The following is a 24,007-nucleotide window of genomic DNA, read 5'->3' as shown; positions in this document are numbered from 1 at the left end:
ATGACCGAGTACCAGTGCATTGTGACCGAGACGAAGGGCCGCGTAGCGACCATCACGCTGCGCCGCCCCGAAGCGCTCAACGCGCTCAGCGGCGAGCTCGTGCGTGAACTCATCGAGGCCGCACTCGCGTTCGACGCTGACCCCGGTATCGGCGCGATCGTGCTCACCGGATCAGAGCGCGCCTTCGCGGCGGGGGCCGATATCAAGGAGATGGCCGAGCTCGGCTACTCAGAGATGTACCTCGGCGGGCCGTTTCCGGCCTGGGGCGGGTTTGAACGGCTGCGCACCCCCGTGATCGCGGCGGTGGCGGGGTTTGCGCTGGGCGGTGGCTGCGAACTCGCGATGATGTGCGACATCATTTTGGCGGCTGACACGGCGAAGTTCGGGCAGCCCGAGATTAATCTCGGAGTGCTGCCCGGCTTCGGCGGCTCGCAGCGGTTGCCGCGCGCGATCGGCAAGTATAAGGCGGCCGAAATGGTGCTCACCGGGCGCATGATGGGGGCAGAAGAAGCCGAGCGCTCGGGTCTTGTGTCACGCGTGGTGCCCGCGGCCGACCTGCTCGAAGAGGCGGCCAAGGTCGCCGAAACGATCGCGTCAAAGTCGCTGCCGGCGGTGTACGCCGCAAAGGACGCGCTGCAGGCGGCACAAGAAATGCCCCTGAGTGAGGGGCTGCGGTTCGAACGCCAAGCGTTCGCGGCCGCGTTCGCAACCGTTGACCAGAAGGAGGGCATGCGCGCCTTCGCCGAGAAGCGCACGCCCAACTTCACGCACCGGTAGGTCTAGGTCCAGTTAGCCGATCTGCAGCTCGCCCATCGCGTCCCAGCCTGTTCCTTCAATCTGGCGCGAAATGATCTGCGGTGTTGACACGAGGTGCGGGCGCATCGACTCAAGGCCCTTGGCGAAGTGGTCGCTCTGCACGTGCGGGCCCGCCCCCTCGTCGGTGAACGCTTCAACGAGCACGTACTCGTTTGCGTCTTCGACGCTGCGTGACCAGTCGAACCAGAGATTGCCGGGTTCGGCGCGCGTCGCCTCGGTGAACTCGCGCACAATCTCGGGCCAGGCCTCGGCGCTCTCGGGCTTCACGGCAAACTTAACGGTGATGAAATACATGGTTCTAGTCCCTTCAAAAAACGTGACAATACGTGAATAAGAGCTTGCGCCAATATGATGGATTCGTCATCCTGCGCGACGGAGGAGTCGCAGGATCCACGTACTAGATTCTGCGACTGCGCGCAGAATGACGACCGTCTATGGACGCGACCTCTAAGTCGTGAGTTCAAGCCTAGCCGCGCGAAGGTGCCACAATAGAAGGGTTGCGTGCGCGGGCTGACTCAGGGCCCGCCAGAAAGGTGCGTCGATGACTTACAGCGTTGCAGTTGCCGGAGCCTCGGGCTATGCGGGAGGCGAGCTGCTGCGACTGCTCGCTGCGCACCCTGAGTTTGAGATCACGACGGTGACGGGGCACTCGAGCGCGGGCCGCCCGCTCATCGAGTCGCAGCCGCACCTTCGGTCGCTCGCGCACCTCACGCTGCAGGCGACCACGCCTGAGGTTCTTGATGGTCACGACATCGTGTTCTTCGCGCTGCCCCACGGCGCGTCGGGCGCGCTCACCGAGCAGCTTACGAACGTGCGCCTCGCTGTCGACTGCGGCGCCGATCACCGGCTCGAATCGGCCGCTGACTGGGCCGAATTTTACGGCGGTGAACACCACGGTGCCTGGACGTACGGGGTTCCTGAGCTCCTTCGATCCGGATCAAAACAGCGCGACCGGCTTGCGGACGCCACCCACATTGCGGCGCCGGGTTGTAACGCCTCGACTGTGGCACTGTCGCTCGCGCCGGGCATCGCGGCGGGCGTGATCGAGCCCGAAGATATTGTGAGCGTGCTCGCCGTCGGCCCGTCGGGCGCGGGCAAAGCCGCAAAGACCCACCTGCTGGGCGCCGAACTCATGGGCACCGCGAACCCCTACGCCGTGGGCGGCACGCACCGCCACATCCCCGAGATCAAGCAGGGGCTGCGCGGCGCGGGCGCCAAGAGCGAGCCGACGATCAGCTTCACTCCTGTGCTCGTACCCATGAGCCGCGGTATTCTCGCGACCTCGACCGCGAAGCTCGTGCCCGGCACGAGCGCCGCCGACGTGCGCGCCGCATGGGAGAGTGCGTACGCCGACGAACCGTTCGTACACGTGCTGCCCGAGGGGATCTTTCCGCGCACCGCCGACACCGTGGGCGCCAACACCTGCCTCATGGGGCTCGCGGTCGACGAAGCCGCGGGTCGCGTCGTCGTCGTCGCCGCGCTCGATAACCTCGCCAAGGGCACCGCGGGCGCCGCGATTCAGTCGGCGAACATCGCGCTCGGCCTGCCCGAAACGACCGGGCTCAGCGTCAACGGCGTCGCGCCGTAAACGCCCCCAACCTCCCAGACCGCATCGACATACGCAGACTCAAGAAAGAAGCATCGTGACCGTCACCACACCGCAGGGCTTCCGTTCGGCAGGCATCGCCGTAGGACTCAAGAGCACGGGTAAGCCAGACCTGGCGCTCGTCGTCAACGACGGGCCCGCGCCCGCAAGCGCCGTGGTTTTCACCACGAACCGAGCGCAGGCGAACCCCATTCTGTGGAGCCGCAAGGTCGCGCGCGACGGGGCGGCCCGCGCCATCGTGCTCAACTCGGGGGGCGCGAACTGCTTCACCGGTGACTTTGGCTACGAGACCACCCGTCTCACCGCCGAAGCCGTTGCGGCGGCAGTCGAGGGGATCGACGGCCTCGACGCAGGCAGCGTGCTCGTGTGCTCGACCGGCCTCATCGGCACCGGCGACCAGACCTTTCGCGACAAGATCGTAAACAACGTGCCCGCGCTCGCGGCAGCGCTCGCGGCAGACGACCAGACCGCCCCCGCCGCGATTCTCACGACCGACTCGGTCGAAAAGACCGCCGTGCACGAAGGGGCAGGTTGGACGATCGGCGCGATGGCGAAGGGTGCGGGCATGCTCGCCCCCGGGCTCGCCACGATGCTCGTTGTCATCACCACCGATGCGGTGCTGAGCGACGAAGCACTTGACCGGGCGCTGCGTGGCGCGACAGGGGCGAGCTTCGACCGGCTCGACTCAGACGGCTGCATGTCGACGAACGACCAGGTGACACTGTTGGCCAGCGGTGCGTCGGGTGTGACCCCCGACGAGGCCGAGTTTGCCGCTGCCCTCGCGGGGGTGTGTGACAGCCTCGCCGCGCAGCTGCAGGCCGACGCCGAGGGCGCGAGCCACGACATTGATATCGAAGTACTCGGGGCCGCGTCGGTCGCCGACGCCGTCGAGGTGGGCCGCTCGGTGGCGCGCAACAACCTGTTCAAGGCCGCGATCTTCGGCAATGATCCCAACTGGGGTCGCGTGCTCGCCGCGATCGGCACCACCGAGGCGGCCTTCGACCCGTACCAGGTAGACGTGTCGTTCAACGGGGTGCGCCTGTGCCACGCGGGTGCTCCTGACCGGCCCGTGACCGATTGCGACCTGAAGCCGCGCCGCACACACGTCGAGATTAACCTGTTCGCGGGCGACGCGACCGCAACGATTCGCACGAACGACCTCACGCACGACTACGTGCACGAGAACAGCGCGTACTCGAGCTAGATATGACGACGACGACGCATACCCTCGATCACGCCGAGGCCAAGGCCAAAGCGCGGGTGCTCATCGAGTCGCTGCCGTGGCTCAAGAAGTTTCGTGACCGCATTATGGTCATCAAATTTGGCGGCAACGCCATGGTCGACGAGGCGCTTTTGAAGGCCTTCGCCGAAGACGTGGTGTACCTACGGCACACGGGTATTCGCCCCGTCATTGTGCACGGCGGCGGCCCGCAGATCAACGCGATGCTCGCCAGGCTCGGCATCGAGAGCGAGTTTAAGGGCGGCTACCGCGTCACGACCCCCGAGGCGATGGACGTGGTGCGCATGGTCCTTACGGGCAAAGTGAACCCCGAGCTGATCGACGAGATCAACGCCCATGGCCCACTCGCCGCGGGCACGACGGGCGAAGACGCCGGCCTCTTTATCGGCCGCCGCCGCGACCCCATCGAGGTTGACGGCGAAATGGTCGATCTGGGGCTCGTGGGTGACGTGGTTGACGTGCGCGTCGAACCCGTGCTCGCCTTGCTCGACGCGGGGCTGATTCCCGTCGTCTCGTCGATCGCCCCCGACCGCGACCGCCCTGGCGACTCCCTCAACGTGAACGCCGACGCGGCGGCGGGGGCGCTCGCAGCCGCGCTGGGGGCCGAGAAGCTCGTGATTCTCACCGACGTGGCGGGGCTCTACGCCAACTGGCCCGACCGTGACTCGCTCGTGTCATCGCTCACCACGGCAGAGCTTGAGAATATGCTGCCGAGCCTTGAGTCAGGCATGATCCCCAAGATGCGCGCCTGCCTCGACGCGGTGCGCGGGGGCGTCTCGAAAGCGGCCATCATTGACGGTCGCGAGCCACACTCGGTGCTGCTCGAGATCTTCACCGAGCACGGCATCGGCACCGAAGTAACGCCGTAACCCGTCTCACCCGTTATCTCATCTGAGCGCCTTCTACAAGGGTTGCGAGGCTACGTCGTTGGGGCGTAGCCTCGCAGACAGAGGCAACGCTGCTCGCCACGCGAGGGGAGCACGTAACCAAGCGGCGTCGCTTTGAAGGGGCGAAGCTCCAGCCTTGGCCCCGGATCAGCAGATCAGATGACGGGAGAGCACAATGAGTTTTCAAGGCTTTACTTCGCATCAAGCGCGCCGCCCCCATCGAAGGCGACGAGCGTTACAGGCAATGGCCGGTGTCGCCGCGGCGGCGCTCCTCATCACCGGCTGTTCATCGGGCGGCGGTGATGCCGGCGGCAGCGACACTCCCGCGGGCGGTGACTCGCTGTCGGGCGAAACGCTCGAGGTGGCTGCCGCCTGGTCGGGCGATGAAGAGAAGAACTTCAAGGCGGTGCTCAAAGAATTCGAGCACGAGACGGGCGCGAAGGTCAACTACACGAGCTTCGGCGACAACGGCCCCACCTACATCAGCGGCCAACTCGAGGGCGGCTCACCACCCAACGTGGCGATCGTGGGACAGCCCGCCCTCATGCAATCGCTCGCCAAAGAGGGCAGCATCGTACCGGTGGGCGACAGCGTCGCAGACGCAGTCAAGAAGAACTACTCGCAGTCGTGGATCGACCTGGGCACGGTCGACAGCAAGCTTTTCGGCGTGTGGTTCAAGGCGGCCAACAAATCGACCGTGTGGTACAACGCAGACATCTACGATGAGGCCGGTGCCGAAGCGCCCAAGGACTGGGACGGCTTTCTCGACCAGCTGCAGCTCATCACCGACGCGGGCTACTACGGCGTCTCGGTGGGCGCCGACGTCGGCTGGCCGCTCACCGACTGGTTCGAGAACGTCTACCTGCGCTCGGCGGGCACCGAGAAGTACGACCAGCTCACCAACCACGAGATCCCCTGGACCGATGACTCGGTGAAGGACGCGTTGAAGGTGCTTGCCAGCCTGTGGGGCACCGACCTCGTGCAGCCGGGCGGCGACCAGCGTGACTTTCCGACGAGCGTGACTGAAGTGTTTGGCGCAGACCCCAAGGCCGGCACCGTGTTCGAGGGTGACTTCGTCGCCGGCAACATTACGGCAGACGGCAACTCGGTCGTGGGCAAGAACGCACTGTTCTACGATTTCCCGGCCGTCGACGGCTCTGAACCGGCCGTCGTGGGCGGCGGTGACGTCGCCGTGCAGTTCGACGACGGCAAGGCGACCACGGCGCTGATGGAGTTTCTCGCGTCGCCCGCGTCTGCCGAGGTGTGGGTGCCGCTTGGCGGCCTTACCTCGCCCAACAACGCCGTCGACACGTCGCTGTATCCCGATGCCACGGCGAAGCAGATCGCCGAGGCGCTCACCGGCGCCAAGGACTTCAGGTTTGACATGTCTGACCTGACTCCGAGCGCGTTTGGTGGCACCCCAGGCCAGGGCTTCTGGCAAGAAATGATCAAGTTCTACCAGGATCCGGCAGACGTCGACGGCACCGCCGAGCGCCTCGAAGCTGCAGCCAAGGCCGCCTACTAGGCCCGCCATGAGCCGCACCCAGACCGTTCCCATCTCGGTGCGTGGCCGCGCGCGCAGTGTGCGCGGCCACGGCCGGTGGGGGCGGTGGCTACTGATCGCCTCGTTCCTCGGGCCTGCGCTCGTGTTTCTCGGGGCGTTCGTCGCCTACCCGATCATCTACACCGTGATCCGTTCCTTCTATGACAAGAGCGGCGCCAGCTTCGCCGGGTGGAACAACTATGTGACCATGTTCACGAACGACTCGACGTTCACCGCCATTCGTAACAACCTGATGTGGGTGTTGATCGTGCCGGTGACGGTCACGATCATCGGGCTGCTGCTCGCAGTGCTCGTCGAGAAGCTCGGCTGGAAGACCGCGTTTCGGCTCATCGTCTTCATGCCGATGGCGATCTCGATGCTCGCAGCCGGCGTCATCTTTCGCGGCATGTTTCAAGAGAGCCCCAAGCTCGGCGTCGTGAACGCCGCCATCGTGGGCGTGCAAAGCGCGTTCAGCGAGCAATCGAGCTTTCCCGGCGCCAAAGCGCGCCAGGGCCAGGGGCTCGACGCCGACGGCGGCATTATCTTTGCGTCCGATCCGGTGGCGGCGGGCGGTCAACTGAACTTTCCGCTCACCGGCATCAGGCAAAGCGAAGTGCCGGATCAGGCCACCGACGCACGGCCCGCGGCCGAGCCCAGCGATAGGCAGGTCACGGGCACCGTGTTTCTTGATGTGGTGCGCGGCGGCGGGGGCACCGATGGCGCGCTCGAAGCGGGCAAGAAGGGGCTGCCCGGGGTGCGCGTCGACGCCGTCGCGACAGACGGTTCGATTCGGGGCTACGCCACGACCGGGGCGGGCGGGGAATACGTTATCGACGGGCTCGAGCCGGGGGAGAGTTACCGGGTCGCGCTGCCCGCCGCAAACTTTGGTGCTGGGCCGCAGGGAGTGTCGTGGCTCAGCTCGACGTTCATCAACGTGGTCGTGATCCTGTCGTACGTGTGGATCTGGGCCGGGTTTGCGATGGTGATGATCGCGTCTGGGCTGTCGGCGATGGATAGGTCGCTGCAAGAGGCGGCCCGCACCGACGGGGCGAACGAGTGGCAGGTCTTCTCGCGCATCACCGCACCGCTCTTGTCGCCCGTGCTGGTCGTGGTGCTCGTCACGCTGATCATCAATGTGCTCAAGATCTTCGACCTCGTGTACGTGATTCCGCCGGGAGCGTCAAAGCCCGCGGCCAACGTGATCGCGGTTGAGATGTGGACGGTCTCGTTTGGCGGCGGCGCAAACCAGGGGCTCGGCTCCGCGCTCGCGATTCTGCTGCTCATTCTCGTGCTGCCCTCCATGATCATTAATGTGCGCCGGTTTAAGGAGGAACGATCACGATGACTCATCGCGCGGTGTCAGACCCTCCCGTGAAGCGAAACCCCGTGAAGCGAGACCCTGTCAAGCAGAGCGTCGCTGCTCGTGTTGCTGGGCGCCTCAGCCGCGGCGTGGTGAATCTGGTGATGGTGGTCCTTGCCGTGTTTTGGTTGGTGCCGACACTGGGGCTGCTGTTGACTTCGTTTCGCAGTGGCGCAGACAACGCCGCGAGCGGCTGGTGGACGGTGCTCACCAAGCCCGCCGAGCTGACGCTACAGAACTACGCCAACCTGTTGCATAATCCCACGATCACGGGCTCATTTTGGAACACGATCGTGATCGCGGTGCCCGCCACCCTGCTGGTGGTGCTCATCGGCTCGCTCGCAGCGTACGCGTTCGCGTGGCTGCATTTTCCCGGCCGCGACTGGCTGTTCATCGCGGTGATCGTGCTGCTCGCGGTGCCCGTGCAGGTCGCTCTGATTCCGCTGGCGCGACTGTTTGGCACGCTCGGAATCTTTGGCAGCGTGCTCGGCGTCGTGCTGTTTCACACCGCGTTTGGGTTGCCGTTTGCGATTTTCTTGCTGCGCAACTTCTTTACTCAGGTACCCGACGAACTACTCGAAGCGGCGCGCATTGACGGCGCCCCCGAGTGGATCATCTTTGGGCGTATCATGCTGCCGCTCGCGCTGCCCGCAATCGCCTCGCTCGCAATTTTCCAGTTTCTGTGGACCTGGAACGACATGCTCGTCGCCCTGATCTTCACGAACTCCGAGTCACAGCCGCTCACCGTGGCGATTCAGTCTCAGCTGCGCCAGTTCGGTGCCAACATCGATGTGCTCTCGGCAGGGGCGTTTCTGTCGATGGTGGTGCCGCTCATCGTGTTCTTCGCTTTTCAACGCTACTTCGTAAATGCCATGCTCGCGGGCTCACAAAAATAGCCCATGAAAGGACCATCTGTGATTGACGGTTTTGACGCTCACCTCTTCGACCTTGACGGGGTGATCACGCCCACGGTTGTGCTGCACCGGCGCGCCTGGCGCGAAACGTTTAATGAGCTGTTTGACGTCTTAGGGCTCGCGCCCTACCGCGACGAAGAATACTTTGCCTACCTTGACGGATTACCCCGCTTTGCGGGGGTGGCGACGCTGCTCGCTGCGCGCGGTATTAGCTTGCCAGACGGTGAGACAGGCGATGTGGGCCTTACGAGCGTCACGGGGGTGGGCAACCTCAAGAACGCGCGTTTCGGTGAGGTGCTCGAGCGCGATGGTATTGAGGCATACCCAGGTTCGCTGCTGCTCATGCATCAGCTTGCCAGGCAGGGCAAGCCGCTCGGTATCGTGTCGAGCTCGCGTAACGCCGAACAGGTGCTCAGGGCAGCGGGAGTGCACGAGCGCTTCGACGCCATCGTCGACGGTGAGCGGGCGGCACTCGAGGGACTGCCGGGTAAACCCGCGCCCGACACGTTTGTGCGCGGCGCCGAGCTCTTAGGCATGCTGCCCGCCCGCACGGTCGTGTACGAAGACGCAGAATCGGGGGTGACGGCGGCACGCGAAGGCGGCTTTGGGTTTGTCGTTGGCGTCGATCGCGGCGCGGGCCGCGCCGCCCTCGAACAGGCGGGCGCCCACCTCGTAGTGGCAGATCTTGAGGAGCTGATCAAATGAACGCAGAGCCGCTCAGTGGTCCCATCAATGAGCTGCGGCGCGATTTCGGTGACGATCCGTGGCGGCTCGTGCTGCAGGGCATTGATCCGGATCTTGCTGGGCAAGATGAGACCCTGCTCTCGCTCGGCAATGGGTACCTGGGCCTGCGAGGCAATCACGAGGAGGGGCTGCCGCTGGGCAGCCACGGCACCTTTATTAACGGGTTTCATGAGACCTGGCGCATTCAGCACGCCGAAAATGCCTACGGGTTTGCCGAGCAGGGCCAGACGATCGTGAACGTGCCCGACGCGAAGACGATGCGCATCTATGTCGATGATGAACGGCTGAACCTGCGCTCAGCCGACATTTTGGACGTCACCCGCATCCTTGACCTGCAGGCCGGCACCCTGACCAGGTCGCTCTTGTGGCTCACGCCCACGGGCAAACGGGTGCGCGTCGAGACGCGGCGCATGGTGTCGTTTGCGTCGCGGCACCTCGTGACGACTGAGATGCGAGTGACCGTGCTTGACGCAGACGCCGACCTCACGGTTTCGAGCCTGCTATTGAACAGGCAGGATCTGGGGCGCGTGCGCACCGAGCAGCCCGAGACTGAAGACGGAATCGCTGACCCGCGCAAGACTGAGCAGCTGTCTGAGCGCATTTTGAACGCGGGTCCGGGGTTACACGAGGGCGACTGCAGCATCGTGAGTTACCGGGTGACCGGCTCAGGCATGGGGCTCGGCGTAGGCGTGGAACACGAGTTTGATGCGGGTGTGCCCGAGGAGGCCGGCGAGTGGCGTCGCAGCGTTGAGCGCGCTCCTGACCGGGTACGTCACGTGTTTCAGGGCGTGGCCCGCGCGGGGGTGACGGTCAAGCTTGTGAAGACGGTGGCGTATCACTCGTCATCGACGGCGGCCCTGTCTGAGCTTGTTGACCGATGCGCGCACACGCTCGCGCAGGCGCGGGCTGAAACCCCAGAGAAGCGCTGGGACACGCAGCGCGAGTTTCTCGACGCGTTTTGGAGCCGCAGTGACGTGCGCGTCGACGCCGAGCCAGGAGTGCAACAGGCCATTAGGTGGAATCTGTTTCAACTGGCGCAGTCGGCGGCCCGCGCAGACGGCCGCGGTATCGCCGCCAAGGGGCTTAGCGGATCGGGATACAGCGGGCACTACTTCTGGGACTCAGAAATCTATGTGCTGCCGTTTCTCACGTATACGACACCGCTGTGGGCCCGCAACGCGCTGCGGTCGCGCGAGAAAATGCTGCCGCAGGCGAGGCTGCGCGCGGCGAAGCTGAACGAGCGGGGCGCGCTGTTTCCGTGGCGCACGATCGGCGGTGAAGAGGCGAGCGCCTACTACGCGGCAGGCACGGCGCAGTATCACATCAACGCCGACGTGACCTTCGCGCTCGCGCGCTACGTTTCGGCGACCGGCGACCTGGAGTACCTCGTCACGGGTGCCTGCGATATCGCGATTGAAACGGCGCGGCTGTGGTATTCGCTCGGGTTCTGGCGCACCGACCCGGGCGGTGAAGAAGCGTTTCACATTCACGGGGTTACCGGGCCTGACGAGTACACCACCGTCGTGAATGACAACCTATTCACCAACACCATGGCGCGGTTTAACCTGCGTTTCGCGGCCGAAGTCGTGCGCAGGCTCGCGACTGAGCGTCCCGAAGCATACGCTGCGCTCGTCGCGCGGCTCGCGATCGAGCCAGACGAAGCGGTGGCGTGGGAGGAAGCTGCCGAGGCGATGGCGATTCCATACTCGAAAGAGCTCGGCATTCACCCGCAAGACGCGCACTTTCTCGAGCGGGAAGTGTGGGACCTGGCAGCGACGCCGGCAGACCAAAAACCGCTGCTATTGCACTTTCACCCGCTCGTCATTTACCGCTTTCAGGTACTCAAACAGGCAGACGTGGTGCTTGCGCTGCTGCTCGCGAGTGACGAGTTTGGCAGGGCCGAGAAGCAGCGCGACTTTGAATACTACGACGCCCTTACCACGGGTGATTCGACGCTTTCGGGGGTTGTGCAGTCAATTATCGCGGCCGAGGTGGGATACCCCGACCTCGCCTATCGCTACTTCGACCACGCGCTGCGGGTCGACCTTGACGACCTGCACCACAACTCGGCCGATGGTGTGCACGTCGCGTCTGCCGGTGGCGTGTGGATGATGCTCGTGCAGGGGTTTGCGGGCATGCGTGACGCGGGACGGAAACTGAGTTTTGACCCGCGGCTGCCCAGGCACTGGAACTCGCTGACGTTTTCGCTCGCGTGGCGGGGGGCCAGGCTAGGGGTCACACTGGCACGCGAACAAATGTCGTTCGAGATTCTTGAGGGGGACGCGGAGGTGACAGTCACGGTGCGCGGCGAATCGGTGCGCGTGACGCCGGGGCGGCATTCCACCGTCCCCCTCACTGATCAGGGACCCAACCTTGGCCCGTTCACGGGGCTCTCGGCTGGCATGCTGCCGCGCGAGGGTGACACGGGGGTCATCCCCACGCTCACGGCAGAGATCCCGGCGGTGACGACAGTGATTCCGACGCGCCACCCCGACTGAGAAACAGGGTGAGCCGCGAGAGTAGGATGGATGGGCGCGCGGGTGAGGTTCCGCGCATTTAAGTGAAAGGCGGGCGGCATGACCTATGTAATCGCTCTTCCGTGTGTCGACGTAAAAGATAGAGCTTGCGTTGACGAGTGCCCGGTCGACTGCATCTACGAGGGCGAACGTGCGCTGTACATTCACCCAGACGAGTGCGTTGACTGTGGCGCGTGCGAGCCGGTGTGCCCCGTAGAAGCGATCTACTACGAGGATGACCTGCCGAGCGAGTGGGCCGACTACTACAAAGCCAACGTCGAGTTCTTCGACGAGATCGGTTCGCCGGGTGGGGCCGCCAAGGTGGGCCCGTACTCCTTCGACCACCCGGTCGTCGCGGCTCTTCCGCCTCAGGGTGACTAATTTGAGTCAATAGTAGACATCAGGTGTTCTGGCGGCGCGCGTAAGCGCGCCGCCATCGTCATGAAATCGCATTTTGTTTGACGTCAAGATAACCTAGTGTGCGGACGTGCTGAAAATGGGCGCGTCCACGGGCTCCACCGAGAGCCGATAGTGTGTTAGCAAGGCCGCCGTCACACCCGACGGTAGACCAATATGAGACCTCACGAGGAGACGACGTGACTGAATCGACTCAGGGCCAGGGCTCGGCTGCAGCGAAGCTGACGTTTCCTGGCGGCTCGGCCGAGCTGCCGATTGTGCAAGCAGTGGACGGGCCATCGACGATCGATGTTTCGACGCTCACCAGACAGAGCGGCCTCACCGCCCTTGACTACGGGTTTGTGAACACCGCATCTACCAAGTCCAAGATCACCTACATTGATGGTGAGCAGGGGGTGCTGCGCTACCGCGGCTACCCGATCGAAGAGCTCGCGCGGCACTCCACGTTTCTTGAGGTGGCGTACCTGCTGATCTACGGCGAGCTGCCGGGCGAGGCAGAGCTCGAGGCGTTCAACACCGAGATTCGTCGCCACACGCTGCTGCACGAGGATATGCGCTACTACTTCGAGGCAGTGCCCCACACGGCACACCCGATGGCGGTGCTCTCGGGCGGCCTGCAGACCATGTCGACCTACTACGAGGACTCGCTCGACACGAACGTGCCCGAGTTCGTCGAGGTGAACACCATTCGACTGCTCGCGAAGCTGCCTGTGCTGGCCGCGTACGCGCACAAGAAGTCGGTCGGTCAGGCCTTCCTGTACCCCGACAACAACCTCAGCTTCGTTGAGAACTTCTTGCGCTTAAACTTCGGCAACATGGCCGAGGACTACGAGATGAACCCGGTGCTCGTCGACGCGCTCGACAAGCTGCTCATTTTGCACGCCGACCACGAGCAGAACGCGTCGACCTCAACAGTGCGACTCGTGGGCTCCACGGGGGCGAACATGTTCTCGTCAATTTCTGCCGGCATTAACGCGCTCTCGGGTCCGCTGCACGGCGGTGCCAACGAGGCCGTGCTCGATATGCTCGCGCAGATTCGCGACTCGGGCCAGAGCGTTGAAACGTTCGTCGAGAAGGTGAAGCGCAAAGAGGACGGTGTGAAGCTCATGGGCTTTGGGCACCGCGTCTATAAGAACTATGACCCCCGTGCGCGCATTGTGCGCGAGAGCGCAGGCAAGGTCCTCGAAGAGCTCGGTGTCAGCGACCCGCTGCTCGGGCTCGCGCAGGAACTTGAGCAGATCGCACTCGAAGACGACTACTTCAAGGAGCGCAAGCTCTACCCCAACGTCGACTTCTACACGGGGGTAATCTACAAAGCTATGGGCTTTCCGACGCGCATGTTTACCGTGCTGTTTGCGATCGGTCGACTGCCCGGCTGGATCGCGCAGTGGCGCGAGGCGAGCCTCGACCCGCAGACCAAGATTGGGCGGCCGCAGCAGCTGTACATCGGCTCGCCCGAGCGTCACCTCGGCCGCTAGCGCCCAGACGCGACGGTCCGCGACGCGACGGGCCGCGGTGCCGGGCGTAGTTTAGCGAAACAGACGCGCCGCCAGTTCGTCGATGCGCTGTTAGCCAGATAAACTGGTGAATGAACCACCAACAATGCGAGGAGGCGTCATGGCTGCAATGAAACCGAGGACCGGGGACGGACCCATGGAAGCGGTGCGTGAGAGCCGGCTGATTGTCGTGCGTGTACCGCTCGAGGGCGGCGGTCGCCTCGTGGTCTCGGTCAACAACGAAGAAGCGGCCGAGCTACGCGACGTACTCGCGGCGGTGCTTGACGGCTAGCACTGCTCGAAGCACTAACAAAGGGCCCGAAACTCGTGTGAGTTTCGGGCCCTTTGCGGTCCGCGCGGTGAGCGCGCCAGCTAGCCGTCGAGTCGCACGAGGGTGAGCAGCCCGTCGCCGGCGGGCGAGAGCGCGGGCGCGATCGCGGGGGAGTCGGCTACGATCGCGAGCAGATCGCGCATGGCCTGCGTGGCAGCGTCACGGGAGGCGGGATCCGGTACCCGACCGTGGGCGAAGGCGCTGGGGATCGCGATGAGACCGCCGGGCCGCACAACCCCGAGGGCGTATTCAAAGTGCTCAAGCATCTGGGTCGGGTTCGCGTCGATGAGCACCAGGTCGTAGGAGGCGAGATTGAGTCGCGGCATAACGTGACGCGCATCGCCTTCAATGAGGCGCAGCCGCGACGCCGCCACTCCCGCGCTCGCAAAGTTTGCACGCGCCTCGCGCAGGTGTTCCGGCTCGAGCTCGATCGAGGTGAGGGTGGCCTGGTGGGCGTGTCGCAGAAGCGATAGCCCGCTCACACCTACGCCGGTGCCGATCTCGCAAATCGCGGCCGCGCGCATCACGGTCGCGTAGCCGGCCAGGTGGGCTGCGACCGAGCGGCTCACAGGCTCGATGCCCAGCTCGAGCGACATGCGGCGCGCGGCGATCACGGCCTCGGTCTCTGCCGGGTACTGCTCGGCAAACTGCCAGTTGCGCTCGATCTTGCTCAATGGTCCTCCGGATCAGCTGCGCGCGGCCCACCCGGGCCGCGCGATACATTCGGTTCTAGCGTAGAGGTTTACGGGCGCGTGCGTGTGGGATTCTCGCTCGCGGGCGCGGCGCGCTACGATGGCATGGTGTTTGGGCTCTCGTTCGAAAAGGTATTGATCATTCTGGTGATCGCCGCGTTTGTGCTGGGCCCCGAGCGCATTCCGCTCTACGCCAAGAAGCTTGGCGAGCTGGTGCGGGGGCTGAAGCGCATGGCGGACGGCGCGAAAGACCGGCTGCGTGACGAGATGGGCCCCGAGTTCGACGAGGTCGACTGGCGTCAGCTCGACCCGCGGCAGTACGATCCGCGCCGGATCATTCGCGACGCGCTCGTTGAGGACGAACGCGAGGCGCGGGCAGCGGCACGCAAGGAGCGGGTGGCTGAGGCCCGCCGCGAGCGCGAGGCGCGGGCGGGCGATGGCACGCTGCGCTTTGACGACGAAGCTACCTAGACGTACCAGACTTGGTCTCCGCTACCGCACAGCCGCTACCGCACGCTGAGGCCGAGCTTGCGCCCGGCGAGGCCGCGCCCCGACACCGCGAGCTGCGCGGCGATCTCTCGTACAGCCTGCGCGGCGGGGTCATGTGCGAGCGTGAGCACCGCCGGATCGCCCGCATCGCCCGCCTCACGAAACGCGGGGCTGAGGGGCACGCTACCCAAGAGCGGCACCTCGGGGTGTTCATCGTCGCGCAGTCGTGAGCAGACCAACCTGCCGCCACCCGATCCAAATACGTCAATGACGCTGCCGTCGGGCTGCACCAGCCCCGCCATATTCTCGATCACGCCGATGACCTTTTGGCCCGTCTGACGGGCGACGAGGGCGCTGCGCACGGCGACGTCTGCCGCGGCCTCCTGCGGAGTGGTGATGACGAGCACCTCAGCCTGAGGCAGCAGCTGGCCCACACTGATTGCGATATCTCCCGTTCCCGGGGGCAGATCGAGCAGTAGAAGATCCAGGTCACCAAACCACACATCGCGCAAGAACTGCTCAATGGTGCGGTGCAACATGGGGCCGCGCCACGATACCGCCGTGGTGCGGGGATCGGCGTCCCCCAAGAACATGCCGATCGAGATCACTTTGACGCCGTGCGCCACGGGCGGCACGATCATGTCGTCGACCCGGCTCGGCTGCGCGACCTGCCCGTCGCGGCTGAGCCCCATAATGCCCGGGATCGAGAACCCAAACACGTCGGCGTCGACGAGCCCGACGCGCAGCCCCTGGGCCGCGAGCGCGACCGCGAGTCCCGCGGTGAGCGAGGACTTACCCACCCCGCCCTTGCCGCTCGTGACCGCGATCACGCGGGTGAGGGAGTCGGGGCCAAACTGCTGGGGCCGCGTGGCCCGGTCACCGCGCACCAGCTCGACGAAGGCGCGTCGCTCTGCGGGGGTCATCACCCCCACGTCGATGGTGGCCGCCGTCACTCCGGGGGTGCCCGTGACCGCGGCGGTGACGTCGTCTTCGATGCGGCGGGCGGCGGGGCAGCCCGCAATGGTCAGGCTTATCGCGACGCGGGCGCGACCGTCGTCATCGACCGTGATCTCACCGACCATGCCGAGCTCAGTGATCGGGCGCAGAATCTCGGGATCCTGCACGCGCGCGAGCGACGCGAGAATATCGGCCTTAGTGGGGTGTGACATCGGTTCCTTTTTCGGGGGTCGTGGTTGGTTCATCGGCGAGCTCGGCGAGCAGCGCCCGCAGCTCGGCGCGCACAAACTCTCGATCCGGCAGGTCTTTCAGCGCGAGACGCAGCGCGACGACCTCGCGCGCGAGAAATTCGGTGTCGGCGAGGTTGCGTTCGGCGCGCTGCCGATCCTGCTCGATCTGCACGCGCTCGCGGTCATCTTGCCGGTTTTGTGCGAGCAGGATCATGGGGGCCGCGTACGAAGCCTGCAGCGAGAGGATCAGGGTGAGGGCCGTGAACCCGAGCGCGGCGGAGTCAAAGCGAAACTCTTCGGGGCCGACCGTGTTCCAGGTGAGCCAGGCCACGCACACGAGCGTGAGCACGAGCAAGAACCAGGGCGTGCCCATGCCACGTGCGATTCCCTCGGTCCAGCGGCCGAAGCGCTCGTTATTGCCGTGACCCGTGCCGCCCGTGGAGCGCGTGCTGCGGCCGCGCGACGTGAGCGGCGAGTCGAGCGGGCCGCTGCGTTTGAAAAGCCTCATGGCGTGACCCCCTGCGGTTCGTCGTCGGCGTGCCGCCAGTCGTCAGGCAACAGGTGATCGAGCACGTCGTCAACGGTCACAACGCCCACGAGACGGCCCTGGTCGTCGATGACGGGCATCGCGACGAGGTCATAGCTCGCGAGCCTGCGCGACACCTCGGCGGCGCTCGCGTGCACCGAGACCGCCTCGATCTCGGTGTCGATGAGTGAAGCGAGACGTTCGTGGGGTGGAAATCGCAGCATGCGCTGAAAATGCGCCATGCCGAGGTATTCACCCGTGGGGGTTTCGTAGGGCGGGTGCGTCACATACACCGCCGAGGCCATGGCGGGGGCGATCTCTGCGCGGCGAATCATGGCGAGCCCCTCGGCGACGCTAGATTCCCCCGACAGCACGATAGGTGACGGGCTCATCAGGCCGCCCGCGGTGTCGGCGTCGTACTCGAGCAGGCGCCGTACATCTTCGGCCTCCTCTGGCTCCATCAGGTCGAGCAGCTCCTCGCCCTTGGCGGCGGGCAGCGCCGCAATCAGGTCGGCGGCGTCGTCGGGCTCCATGTGGTCGAGAATGTCGGCGGTGCGGTCTTGTGGCAGCAGCGCGAGCAGGGCGAGCTGGTCTTGTTCGCCCATTTCTTCGAGCGCGTCGGCGACGCGGTCGTCGGCGAGTTCGCCGATCACCTCGACCATGCGAGGCTGCTGTAGCTCGAGCAACGCCTCGGCAAGGTCGACGGGTTTTAGATCAACCAGGGTTTGAATGAGCAGCTCGGCCGAACGGGTACCGGGCGTTGCGCTCGGCAAGCGCGCCTCACTCCACTTCACGATGCGCGACTCGGCGCGTGCGAACGGGGCGGTAGATCGGTGCAGCTTCACAAACAGCTCGGTGACGAGCCACTCGCCGGTGCGCCCACGCTCGATCGCGGCGTCTTCGATGCGCGCCCGCTGGGTAGGTCCCCCCGCGTGCGCCGGGCCCAGATGCACCTCGCGCCCGATGAGCTCGGCGATCATGCGGGTTTCTCCGCCGCGCTGTTCGAACCTGCGCACGTTAATGAGACCGGTCGCGATCACCTGGCCTGAGCCGATTGAAGTGACGCGGCTAATGGGCACGAACACCCTGCGTTTACCGGGAATCTCGACGATGAGACCGACGACGCGGGGCGCGCCAGCGGCGCGAAACACCACCAGCACGTCTCTCACCTTGCCGATCCGGTCACCCGCCGGATCAAAGACGCCCCGGCCTGCGAGACGCCCGACAAACACCCTCGAAGTAGTCACCCCTCTAAGTTACCGCGCCGCGCGTGCGTTAGCGCCCCCAGCGATAGTACGGCTGCAGATGTTTTCGAATCAACAGCGGTCGCGCAGGCGTGCGCGTCAGAATGACGGCATGCCAACTCTTAGGTTTATGCGCCGTAGCTTGCTCGCATTACCGCTTCTCGCGGGTCTCGCGCTCGCAGGCTGCGCGGCCGAGCCGACCCCCACCTCGCCGTCAGCGCCGGTGGCGAAACCCCAGGCCGACCCGACGCCTAACGCTCACGCCGACGCTGAAGCATCCGAAGAGCTGCTCGCCGTCACCCTCGCGCGCGGCGACGAGATCGCACTCGTTGATCCGGCACGTGAAGGGGCCGTGGAGACGGTCACCGTGGGGGCCGCGCCGTGGGGCGTGAGCGTGCACGGTGACACCGCGTACGTCACCACGGCCGAGGGGCTCGCCGTGGTCGACCTTGAACGACGCGAGCGCGTAGCGCTTGTGCCGTACCTGCACCCGACGGCCGAGCGGTCGACGGGGGAGTACCGGCCGGGCGGGCTGGGGGTCGCGGCCGCCCCCGATGGCAAGCGGGTCTACGCGGCCGTGACCGCCGGCGACGGTGCGTTCTATCTCGAGGCGTATGACACGGGCACGGGGCAGTTTGTGGGGTCGGTGCCGGTGGGGCTGCGCCCCTTCGACGTGCTCGTCGCTCCCGACAACTCGTGGGCGGCGACGGTCGACCACGACGGCTTCACGGTGAATGTTGTCAACGCCCAGACTCTCACAACGAGAGCGTACGAGGTAGCACCGTTTGGCACCGAGGGCGGCTTGGCCTCGTGGGAGAAACCACACTACGGGGCGGTTGACGCTGCAGGCCAGATCCTGTTGCCGTACCAGGGCGAGGTGGTCGTGACGCTCGACCCCGCGACGGGCAAGATGACTGAGCAGGCGAGCGCCGCAAACTCGCACGCTCACGGCACCGCGCTCGCGGGCCGCCGCCTGCTCACCGTCGGCACCGGATCATTTGGTAGTGCGACGGGGCAGTCGAACCTGTCGATTCTCGACCTTGACACCGGCGACGAGCAGCTCGTGACGCTCGACGTGCCGCACGAGACCGTAGCGGTGTGGAAAGACACCAGCGGCCGCGAATTTGCTGCCGTCGCGGGCGGTAACACCCGTGATGCGGGGTGGGACGGAGTGACGCTCGTGGCGCTTGACGATCTGAGCGTGCGCGAGATCCCGCTGCCGGGGTACCCGCAGGCGGTGGCCGGTTACACACCTCAAGCTTGAGACATGCGGTGTCACAGACCAATTTCGTAACCGCTGTGGAAGAATCAAAACATGAGTAACCCAGTGACACCTTCTTCCCGTCGCCAGCAGATGATGATGCCCGAGCTGCCGACGGGTGAGGTCGTCTCAACCTACGACCGCTACGAAGACGCGAAGCACGCGGTCGACGTGCTTGCGCGCTCGGGGTTTCCGGTGCAGCAGGTGAGCATTCTGGGTAACGACCTGCGCAGCGTTGAGCGTGTCACCGGCCGCCTCACCTACGGCCGTGTCGCCCTGATGGGGGCGCTCTCGGGTGCCTACCTGGGCCTCTTTCTCGGGTTGCTGCTGTTCATCTTTCAGCCCGACAACACCGCGATTGTGGGCGTGTTTCTCGCGGCCGTCGTGATTGGTGCAGGCTTTGGCATGCTGTTTGGGGTGCTGTCGTACGCGATGAACCGTAACCGCCGCGACTTCTCGTCGGTGATGCAGATGGTGGCGACTCGCTACGACCTCTTGACCGAGCCTGAGCTGCTGCACGACGCGCGGCGCATTCTCTCGGGCGGTGCTGACGAAGCAGACACCGAGTAGGTTACTCGAACAGCGGCGGTGGGGCGAGGGGGCTGGGGCCGCCGCTCTCCGGTCGCGCAGGCGCAGCCGCCGCTTCTGCCAGGCCCAACCAATCGGCGGCCCCAGTCCCTCACCCCACCGCTATCCCTCGCGCAGCAGCTTCTGAATACGCTGTGCTGAGACCGGCTCGGCGGTGCGCAGTTGTTGCGCGAAGAGGCTCACGCGCAGTTCTTCGATGAGCCAGCGCGCGTGCACCAGCTTCGCGGGGGTGCCGCTAGGCAAGGGGATCTTGCCGCCCGCATCAGAGAACAGGACCAGCATACGGTCGACCTCGTTTTGCCAGGCGCGGTCGCGGCCCGGGTTCTCGGTGAGGCCGCGCATGCGTAGACACAGCGCCTCGAGGTAGACGGGCAGACGCGTGAGCTGCGCAAGCCCCGTGTGCGACACGAAGCCGTCGTACACAAGCCCCTCGACCTGTTTTGCCGCGTCGGCGACCTGGCCAAGCACCTGAATCGACTTCGCCTGATCAATGGCTTTGCGGGCGAGACGCACCCCGTCGAGCGTCTTCGCGGTCAGCGCGATCGCCCCGTACACCGCGTCGATGAGCGACCGCGCATACTCGTTCGCGATGCGCTCAAACTCTTCTTCTGACCAGATGAGCCCGTCGGGTGCGTGTTTACGAATCGCGGCGTCTGCGACCGCGAGCGAAACGTCGGCAATCGCGGCGTCGAGGCTGCGGTACGGGCCCGCCCCGAGCAGCAGCTTCTCTTGGTTTGAAAGGTGTTCACGAATGTAGCTCGCGGGCGAGGGCGAGCTGAGCACGAGCAGCCGGCGTATGCCTCGCCGCGACACACGCTCCTGCTCTGCCTGGTCGGCAACGAGCACCAGATCGACGCTCGTGCGCCGGTCCACGATCGCCGGGTACGCGCGCACGACGCCCGCCCCCGGCCCCCGGCCCTTTGCGTACGCCGTGTCGACGTGCTTGGGCAGCGTGCCGAACGTCCAAGTCGTGACGTTCTTGCGTTCAAGCTCGCTCTTGGGCAGCGCTGCAGCCGCCACCTTGGCGACGCCCTGCGTCGCCTGCTGCTTGTGCGCAGCCTTCAGGTCGCCCAGGTTCTTGCCGGTGCCGATCGTCTTGCCGCGGCCGTCCACGACCCTGAAGGTGGGGGTGAGGTGCGCAGGCAACCGATCCGGATCAAAATCATCTGCGCTCACCGGCACGCTCGTGCGGCGCCGGATCTCTGTCGCGAGGAGCGCAGTGAGCGCGGGCGTGTCAGTGCCCTGTGCGGCCTGCGCGCCGCCTTCAAGCTGGGGCTCGATCGCGGCGAGCAGCGTGCGCGCCCAGTCGGCCGCGGGCACGACGTGCTTGCGAATCTGCTTGGGCAGCGTCTTGATGAGCGCCGTGACGAGGTCTTGGCGAAGGCCAGGGACAAGCTTCTCGAAGTCGGCCTCGTCGAGGCGGGGCAAGAGCGGCAGCGGCACGTTGACGGTGACCCCGTCGTCTTCCGCGGTGGGGTCAAACCGATACTTGAGGCGAAGTCGCTGGTCGCCGTGCTGCCACTCGCGTGGAAACTCCTGCTCGTCGACCGCCTCGGCCTCGTCTTCGAGGAGGTCCTCGCGCTTCAAGTGTAAGAACTGCGGGTCGGTGAGCCGTTTCTTCTTCCACCAGCCTTCGAAGCTGCGGGTCGAAACGATGTCTTGGGGGATGCGCTGATCGTAGAACTCGAAGATCGATTCGTCGTCGCTCACAATGTCGCGGCGGCGGGTGCGCTCCTCGAGCTGCTCGAGTTCGCGGCGCAGCTGCCTGTTTGCGCGATCGAAGGCCTGCGGAGAATCCCAGTCGCCGTCAACGAGCGCGTGACGAATGAACAGTTCGCGCGCGTGCGGCTGATCGAAGCGGGCGAGTTGCACGCGGCGACGCTCGACTATCGCGACGCCGTAGAGCGTGACGCGTTCGTACGCGACCGCGGCGCCCTGGGTCTTTTCCCAGTGCGGCTCAGAGTACTGCCGTTTCGCGAGCGGGCCCGCGAGCTCCTCGGCCCAGGCCGGGTCGACGACGGCGTTACCGCGGGCGAACAGCCTGGACGTCTCGACGAGCTCGACGCTCATCACTACCTCTGGTGGTTTCTTTGCGAGCACCGAGCCGGGGTAGAGCACAAACCGTGTGCCGCGCGAGCCCACGAACTCCTGCGCGGGCTTACGTTTGGTGGCACCACCGACCGCGCTGCGGCCCGCCGGCTGCCTGCGATCTTGCTTGTCGTCGCGCACGCCCAGCTGCGACAGCAGGCCCGCGAGAATGGAACGGTGGATCGCGTCGCTTGCACCGCCCGACTGGGCGTCGGCCGCAGCGCTAGCGCTCACATCGGGGGAATTTACGGCAGGGCGGTCAGCATCGCGCCCCACGCCCGCGATGCGCGAGATCTGACGGTAGAGGTCCATCCACTCACGCACACGCAAGAAGTTTAAGTACTCGGCCTTGCACATGCGCCGAAACGCGCTCGACGACCGCTCCCGCTGCTGCTCTTGCAGGTAGTTCCAGAGGTTGAGCAGCGACGATAGGTCGCCGTGCGGGTCGCTAAACCGGGCATGCATCTCGTCAGCTCGGCCGCGCTCGGCCTGCGGCCGCTCGCGCACATCTTGAATGGTGAGGCCCGCCACGATGGCGAGCACCTGGGGCACGACTCCCTGCTTGCGCGCCTCAACCACCATGCGCGCAAACCGCGGCTCGATGGGTAGCCGCGACAGTTCGCGGCCGATTTTCGTGATGCGGTGGGTGGCTCCCGATGCCGGGCGCTTACCGCGAGCCGCCTCTACCGCCCCGAGCTCTGCGAGCAGCCCCAGCCCGTCGGCGATGCCGCGCTGGTCAGGAGGGGTGAGAAACGGAAACGCTGCGACGTCGCCGAGCCCGAGCGACAGCATCTGCAAGATCACCGACGCGAGCCCGGTGCGACGCACCTCCGGCTCGGTGAACTCGGGGCGCGAGAGATAGTCTTCTTCGCTGTACAGACGCAGAGCGATACCGGGGCTCGTGCGCCCCGAGCGGCCCGAGCGCTGGTTGGCGCTCGCCTGCGAGACCGCCTCGATGGGCAGCCGCTGCACCTTGCTCTTCGCGCTATAGCGCGAGATGCGGGCCGTGCCAGCATCGATCACGTAGCGAATACCGGGCACGGTGAGTGACGTCTCGGCCACGTTCGTGGCGAGCACGATCCGGCGCACGCCCTGTGTGCCGCGCTCGAAGACGCGGTGCTGCTCAGCCGCGCTCAGCCGGCCATACAGCGGCAGTACTTCGGTGCGCGCGCCGCGCGCGGTGCGACGCAGGTGGCCCGAGAGAGCATCGGCGGCGTCGCGAATCTCGGCCTCGCCCGAGAGGAACACGAGCACATCGCCGGGAGCCTCGCGGCCAAGCTCATCGACGCCCTGACAGATCGCGTCGAAAAGGTCCCGCTCTTCAGCGCGCGTCTTAGGGGCCCCACCGCGCGGATCCGGCACCTCGATCTGTTCGATCAGCGGCCGATAGCGCACCTCGACCGGAAAGGTGCGCCCCGAAACCTCGATGATGGGCGCGGGCTCGCCCGTTTTGACGTCGGCAAAATGCTGCGCAAACGACTCGGGGTCGATCGTTGCCGAGGTGATGATCACCTTGAGATCGGGGCGCCGGGGCAGCAGCGTCTTCAGGTAGCCGAGCAGAAAGTCGATGTTGAGCGAGCGCTCGTGCGCCTCATCGATGATGATCGTATCGTAGCCTGTGAGGTCGCGGTCGCGGTGGATCGCATTCAAGAGGATGCCGTCGGTCATGAGCCGCACGCGGGTGTCGGCCGACACCTTGTCGGTAAACCGCACCTGGTAGCCGACGAGCCCGCCGAGCTCGCTGCCGAGCTCTTCGGCGATGCGCTCGGCGATCGTGCGCGCCGCGATGCGCCGGGGCTGGGTGTGCGCGATGCGTTCGCGGCCGAGCTCGAGTGCGATCTTGGGCAGCTGGGTCGTCTTGCCCGAGCCGGTCTCACCGGCCACAATAACGACCTGGTGATGCTTGATGGCGTCGCGAATCTCGTCGCGCATTTGCGAAACGGGAAGCTCTTCGGGGAACGAGATGTGGGGCAGATGCAGTGACATGTCGTCTCTAGTATCCCAGCGATTGCGCGCTCACACGCGACGTAGACTAAAAGCCGTACCGAATTCAAAGGAGACC

21 protein-coding genes are annotated in these 24,007 nt (G+C 65.6%); 15 read left to right on the top strand and 6 right to left on the bottom strand.

Annotated features, from left to right (window positions below):
* Complete coding sequence (locus ACXR2T_RS02270; RefSeq protein WP_458838265.1) at positions 1-777, top strand: enoyl-CoA hydratase; 777 nt, start codon at positions 1-3, stop codon at positions 775-777.
* 12 nt (positions 778-789) lie between these two features.
* On the opposite strand, the gene ACXR2T_RS02265 is transcribed toward ACXR2T_RS02270, so the two are convergent.
* Positions 790-1,110, bottom strand: coding sequence for a putative quinol monooxygenase (locus ACXR2T_RS02265; RefSeq protein ID WP_458814909.1), 321 nt, complete (start codon positions 1,108-1,110; stop codon positions 790-792).
* 247 nt (positions 1,111-1,357) lie between these two features.
* On the opposite strand from ACXR2T_RS02265, the gene argC reads away from it, so the two are divergent.
* The 11 genes from argC to ACXR2T_RS02210 all read left to right on the top strand — a co-directional run bounded on the left by argC (position 1,358) and on the right by ACXR2T_RS02210 (position 13,831).
* A complete protein-coding gene (gene argC, locus ACXR2T_RS02260) occupies positions 1,358-2,404 on the top strand; it encodes an N-acetyl-gamma-glutamyl-phosphate reductase (RefSeq protein WP_458838266.1) in 1,047 nt (348 codons plus the stop codon).
* A gap of 55 nt (positions 2,405-2,459) precedes the next feature.
* On the top strand, positions 2,460-3,626 hold the full coding sequence (argJ, locus tag ACXR2T_RS02255; protein ID WP_458838267.1) for a bifunctional glutamate N-acetyltransferase/amino-acid acetyltransferase ArgJ: 1,167 nt from the start codon (positions 2,460-2,462) through the stop codon (positions 3,624-3,626).
* 2 nt (positions 3,627-3,628) lie between these two features.
* A complete protein-coding gene (argB, locus tag ACXR2T_RS02250; protein ID WP_458838268.1) occupies positions 3,629-4,531 on the top strand; it encodes an acetylglutamate kinase in 903 nt (300 codons plus the stop codon).
* Positions 4,532-4,793: 262 nt separating this feature from the next.
* Positions 4,794-6,074 carry an ABC transporter substrate-binding protein gene (locus tag ACXR2T_RS02245; protein ID WP_458838269.1) on the top strand — a complete coding sequence of 427 codons (1,281 nt, stop codon included), beginning with the start codon at positions 4,794-4,796 and terminating at the stop codon, positions 6,072-6,074.
* 7 nt (positions 6,075-6,081) lie between these two features.
* Positions 6,082-7,437, top strand: a complete 1,356-nt coding sequence (locus tag ACXR2T_RS02240; protein WP_458838270.1) for an ABC transporter permease — start codon at positions 6,082-6,084, stop codon at positions 7,435-7,437.
* Positions 7,434-8,348, top strand: a complete 915-nt coding sequence (locus ACXR2T_RS02235) for a carbohydrate ABC transporter permease (protein ID WP_458838271.1) — start codon at positions 7,434-7,436, stop codon at positions 8,346-8,348. The genes ACXR2T_RS02240 and ACXR2T_RS02235 overlap by 4 nt, the downstream gene beginning before the upstream one ends.
* Before the next feature lie 3 nt (positions 8,349-8,351).
* Positions 8,352-9,071 (top strand): HAD family hydrolase, encoded by a 720-nt coding sequence (locus tag ACXR2T_RS02230; protein WP_458838272.1) that lies wholly within the window; start codon positions 8,352-8,354, stop codon positions 9,069-9,071.
* Positions 9,068-11,608 carry a glycoside hydrolase family 65 protein gene (locus ACXR2T_RS02225; protein WP_458838273.1) on the top strand — a complete coding sequence of 847 codons (2,541 nt, stop codon included), beginning with the start codon at positions 9,068-9,070 and terminating at the stop codon, positions 11,606-11,608. The genes ACXR2T_RS02230 and ACXR2T_RS02225 overlap by 4 nt, the downstream gene beginning before the upstream one ends.
* A 78-nt stretch (positions 11,609-11,686) precedes the next feature.
* Positions 11,687-12,007 carry a ferredoxin gene (gene fdxA / locus ACXR2T_RS02220; protein WP_458814891.1) on the top strand — a complete coding sequence of 107 codons (321 nt, stop codon included), beginning with the start codon at positions 11,687-11,689 and terminating at the stop codon, positions 12,005-12,007.
* Positions 12,008-12,222: 215 nt separating this feature from the next.
* Positions 12,223-13,521, top strand: coding sequence for a citrate synthase (locus ACXR2T_RS02215; RefSeq protein ID WP_458814889.1), 1,299 nt, complete (start codon positions 12,223-12,225; stop codon positions 13,519-13,521).
* A gap of 139 nt (positions 13,522-13,660) precedes the next feature.
* Positions 13,661-13,831, top strand: coding sequence for a DUF3117 domain-containing protein (locus tag ACXR2T_RS02210; protein WP_083879225.1), 171 nt, complete (start codon positions 13,661-13,663; stop codon positions 13,829-13,831).
* Positions 13,832-13,911: 80 nt separating this feature from the next.
* Here the strand turns inward: ACXR2T_RS02210 and ACXR2T_RS02205 are convergent, their stop codons facing one another.
* Positions 13,912-14,544 carry an O-methyltransferase gene (locus tag ACXR2T_RS02205; RefSeq protein ID WP_458838274.1) on the bottom strand — a complete coding sequence of 211 codons (633 nt, stop codon included), beginning with the start codon at positions 14,542-14,544 and terminating at the stop codon, positions 13,912-13,914.
* Positions 14,545-14,667: 123 nt separating this feature from the next.
* Here ACXR2T_RS02205 and ACXR2T_RS02200 point away from each other — a divergent pair, with 123 nt between their 5' ends.
* Positions 14,668-15,033 (top strand): twin-arginine translocase TatA/TatE family subunit, encoded by a 366-nt coding sequence (locus tag ACXR2T_RS02200; RefSeq protein ID WP_458814952.1) that lies wholly within the window; start codon positions 14,668-14,670, stop codon positions 15,031-15,033.
* Positions 15,034-15,068: 35 nt separating this feature from the next.
* Here the strand turns inward: ACXR2T_RS02200 and ACXR2T_RS02195 are convergent, their stop codons facing one another.
* The 3 genes from ACXR2T_RS02195 to ACXR2T_RS02185 are packed head-to-tail and all read right to left on the bottom strand — an operon-like array spanning position 15,069 to position 18,011.
* Positions 15,069-16,220, bottom strand: coding sequence for an Mrp/NBP35 family ATP-binding protein (locus tag ACXR2T_RS02195; protein WP_458814885.1), 1,152 nt, complete (start codon positions 16,218-16,220; stop codon positions 15,069-15,071).
* On the bottom strand, positions 16,204-16,746 hold the full coding sequence (locus ACXR2T_RS02190) for a DUF1003 domain-containing protein (RefSeq protein WP_458838276.1): 543 nt from the start codon (positions 16,744-16,746) through the stop codon (positions 16,204-16,206). The genes ACXR2T_RS02195 and ACXR2T_RS02190 overlap by 17 nt, the downstream gene beginning before the upstream one ends.
* Positions 16,743-18,011 carry a magnesium transporter MgtE N-terminal domain-containing protein gene (locus ACXR2T_RS02185; protein WP_458814881.1) on the bottom strand — a complete coding sequence of 423 codons (1,269 nt, stop codon included), beginning with the start codon at positions 18,009-18,011 and terminating at the stop codon, positions 16,743-16,745. The genes ACXR2T_RS02190 and ACXR2T_RS02185 overlap by 4 nt, the downstream gene beginning before the upstream one ends.
* Before the next feature lie 109 nt (positions 18,012-18,120).
* Between ACXR2T_RS02185 and ACXR2T_RS02180 the strand changes: the two genes are divergently transcribed.
* Positions 18,121-19,272 (top strand): YncE family protein, encoded by a 1,152-nt coding sequence (locus tag ACXR2T_RS02180; protein ID WP_458838277.1) that lies wholly within the window; start codon positions 18,121-18,123, stop codon positions 19,270-19,272.
* 51 nt (positions 19,273-19,323) lie between these two features.
* A complete protein-coding gene (locus ACXR2T_RS02175) occupies positions 19,324-19,839 on the top strand; it encodes a YflT domain-containing protein (protein WP_458838278.1) in 516 nt (171 codons plus the stop codon).
* 120 nt (positions 19,840-19,959) lie between these two features.
* Here the strand turns inward: ACXR2T_RS02175 and hrpA are convergent, their stop codons facing one another.
* Positions 19,960-23,931, bottom strand: a complete 3,972-nt coding sequence (gene hrpA / locus ACXR2T_RS02170; protein ID WP_458838279.1) for an ATP-dependent RNA helicase HrpA — start codon at positions 23,929-23,931, stop codon at positions 19,960-19,962.
* Between the last annotated feature and the right edge of the window lie 76 nt (positions 23,932-24,007).

This window comes from Leucobacter faecis (assembly GCF_054456635.2).
Note: the sequence above shows the minus strand (reverse complement) of the source record. Positions and strands in the feature narration are given on the sequence as shown.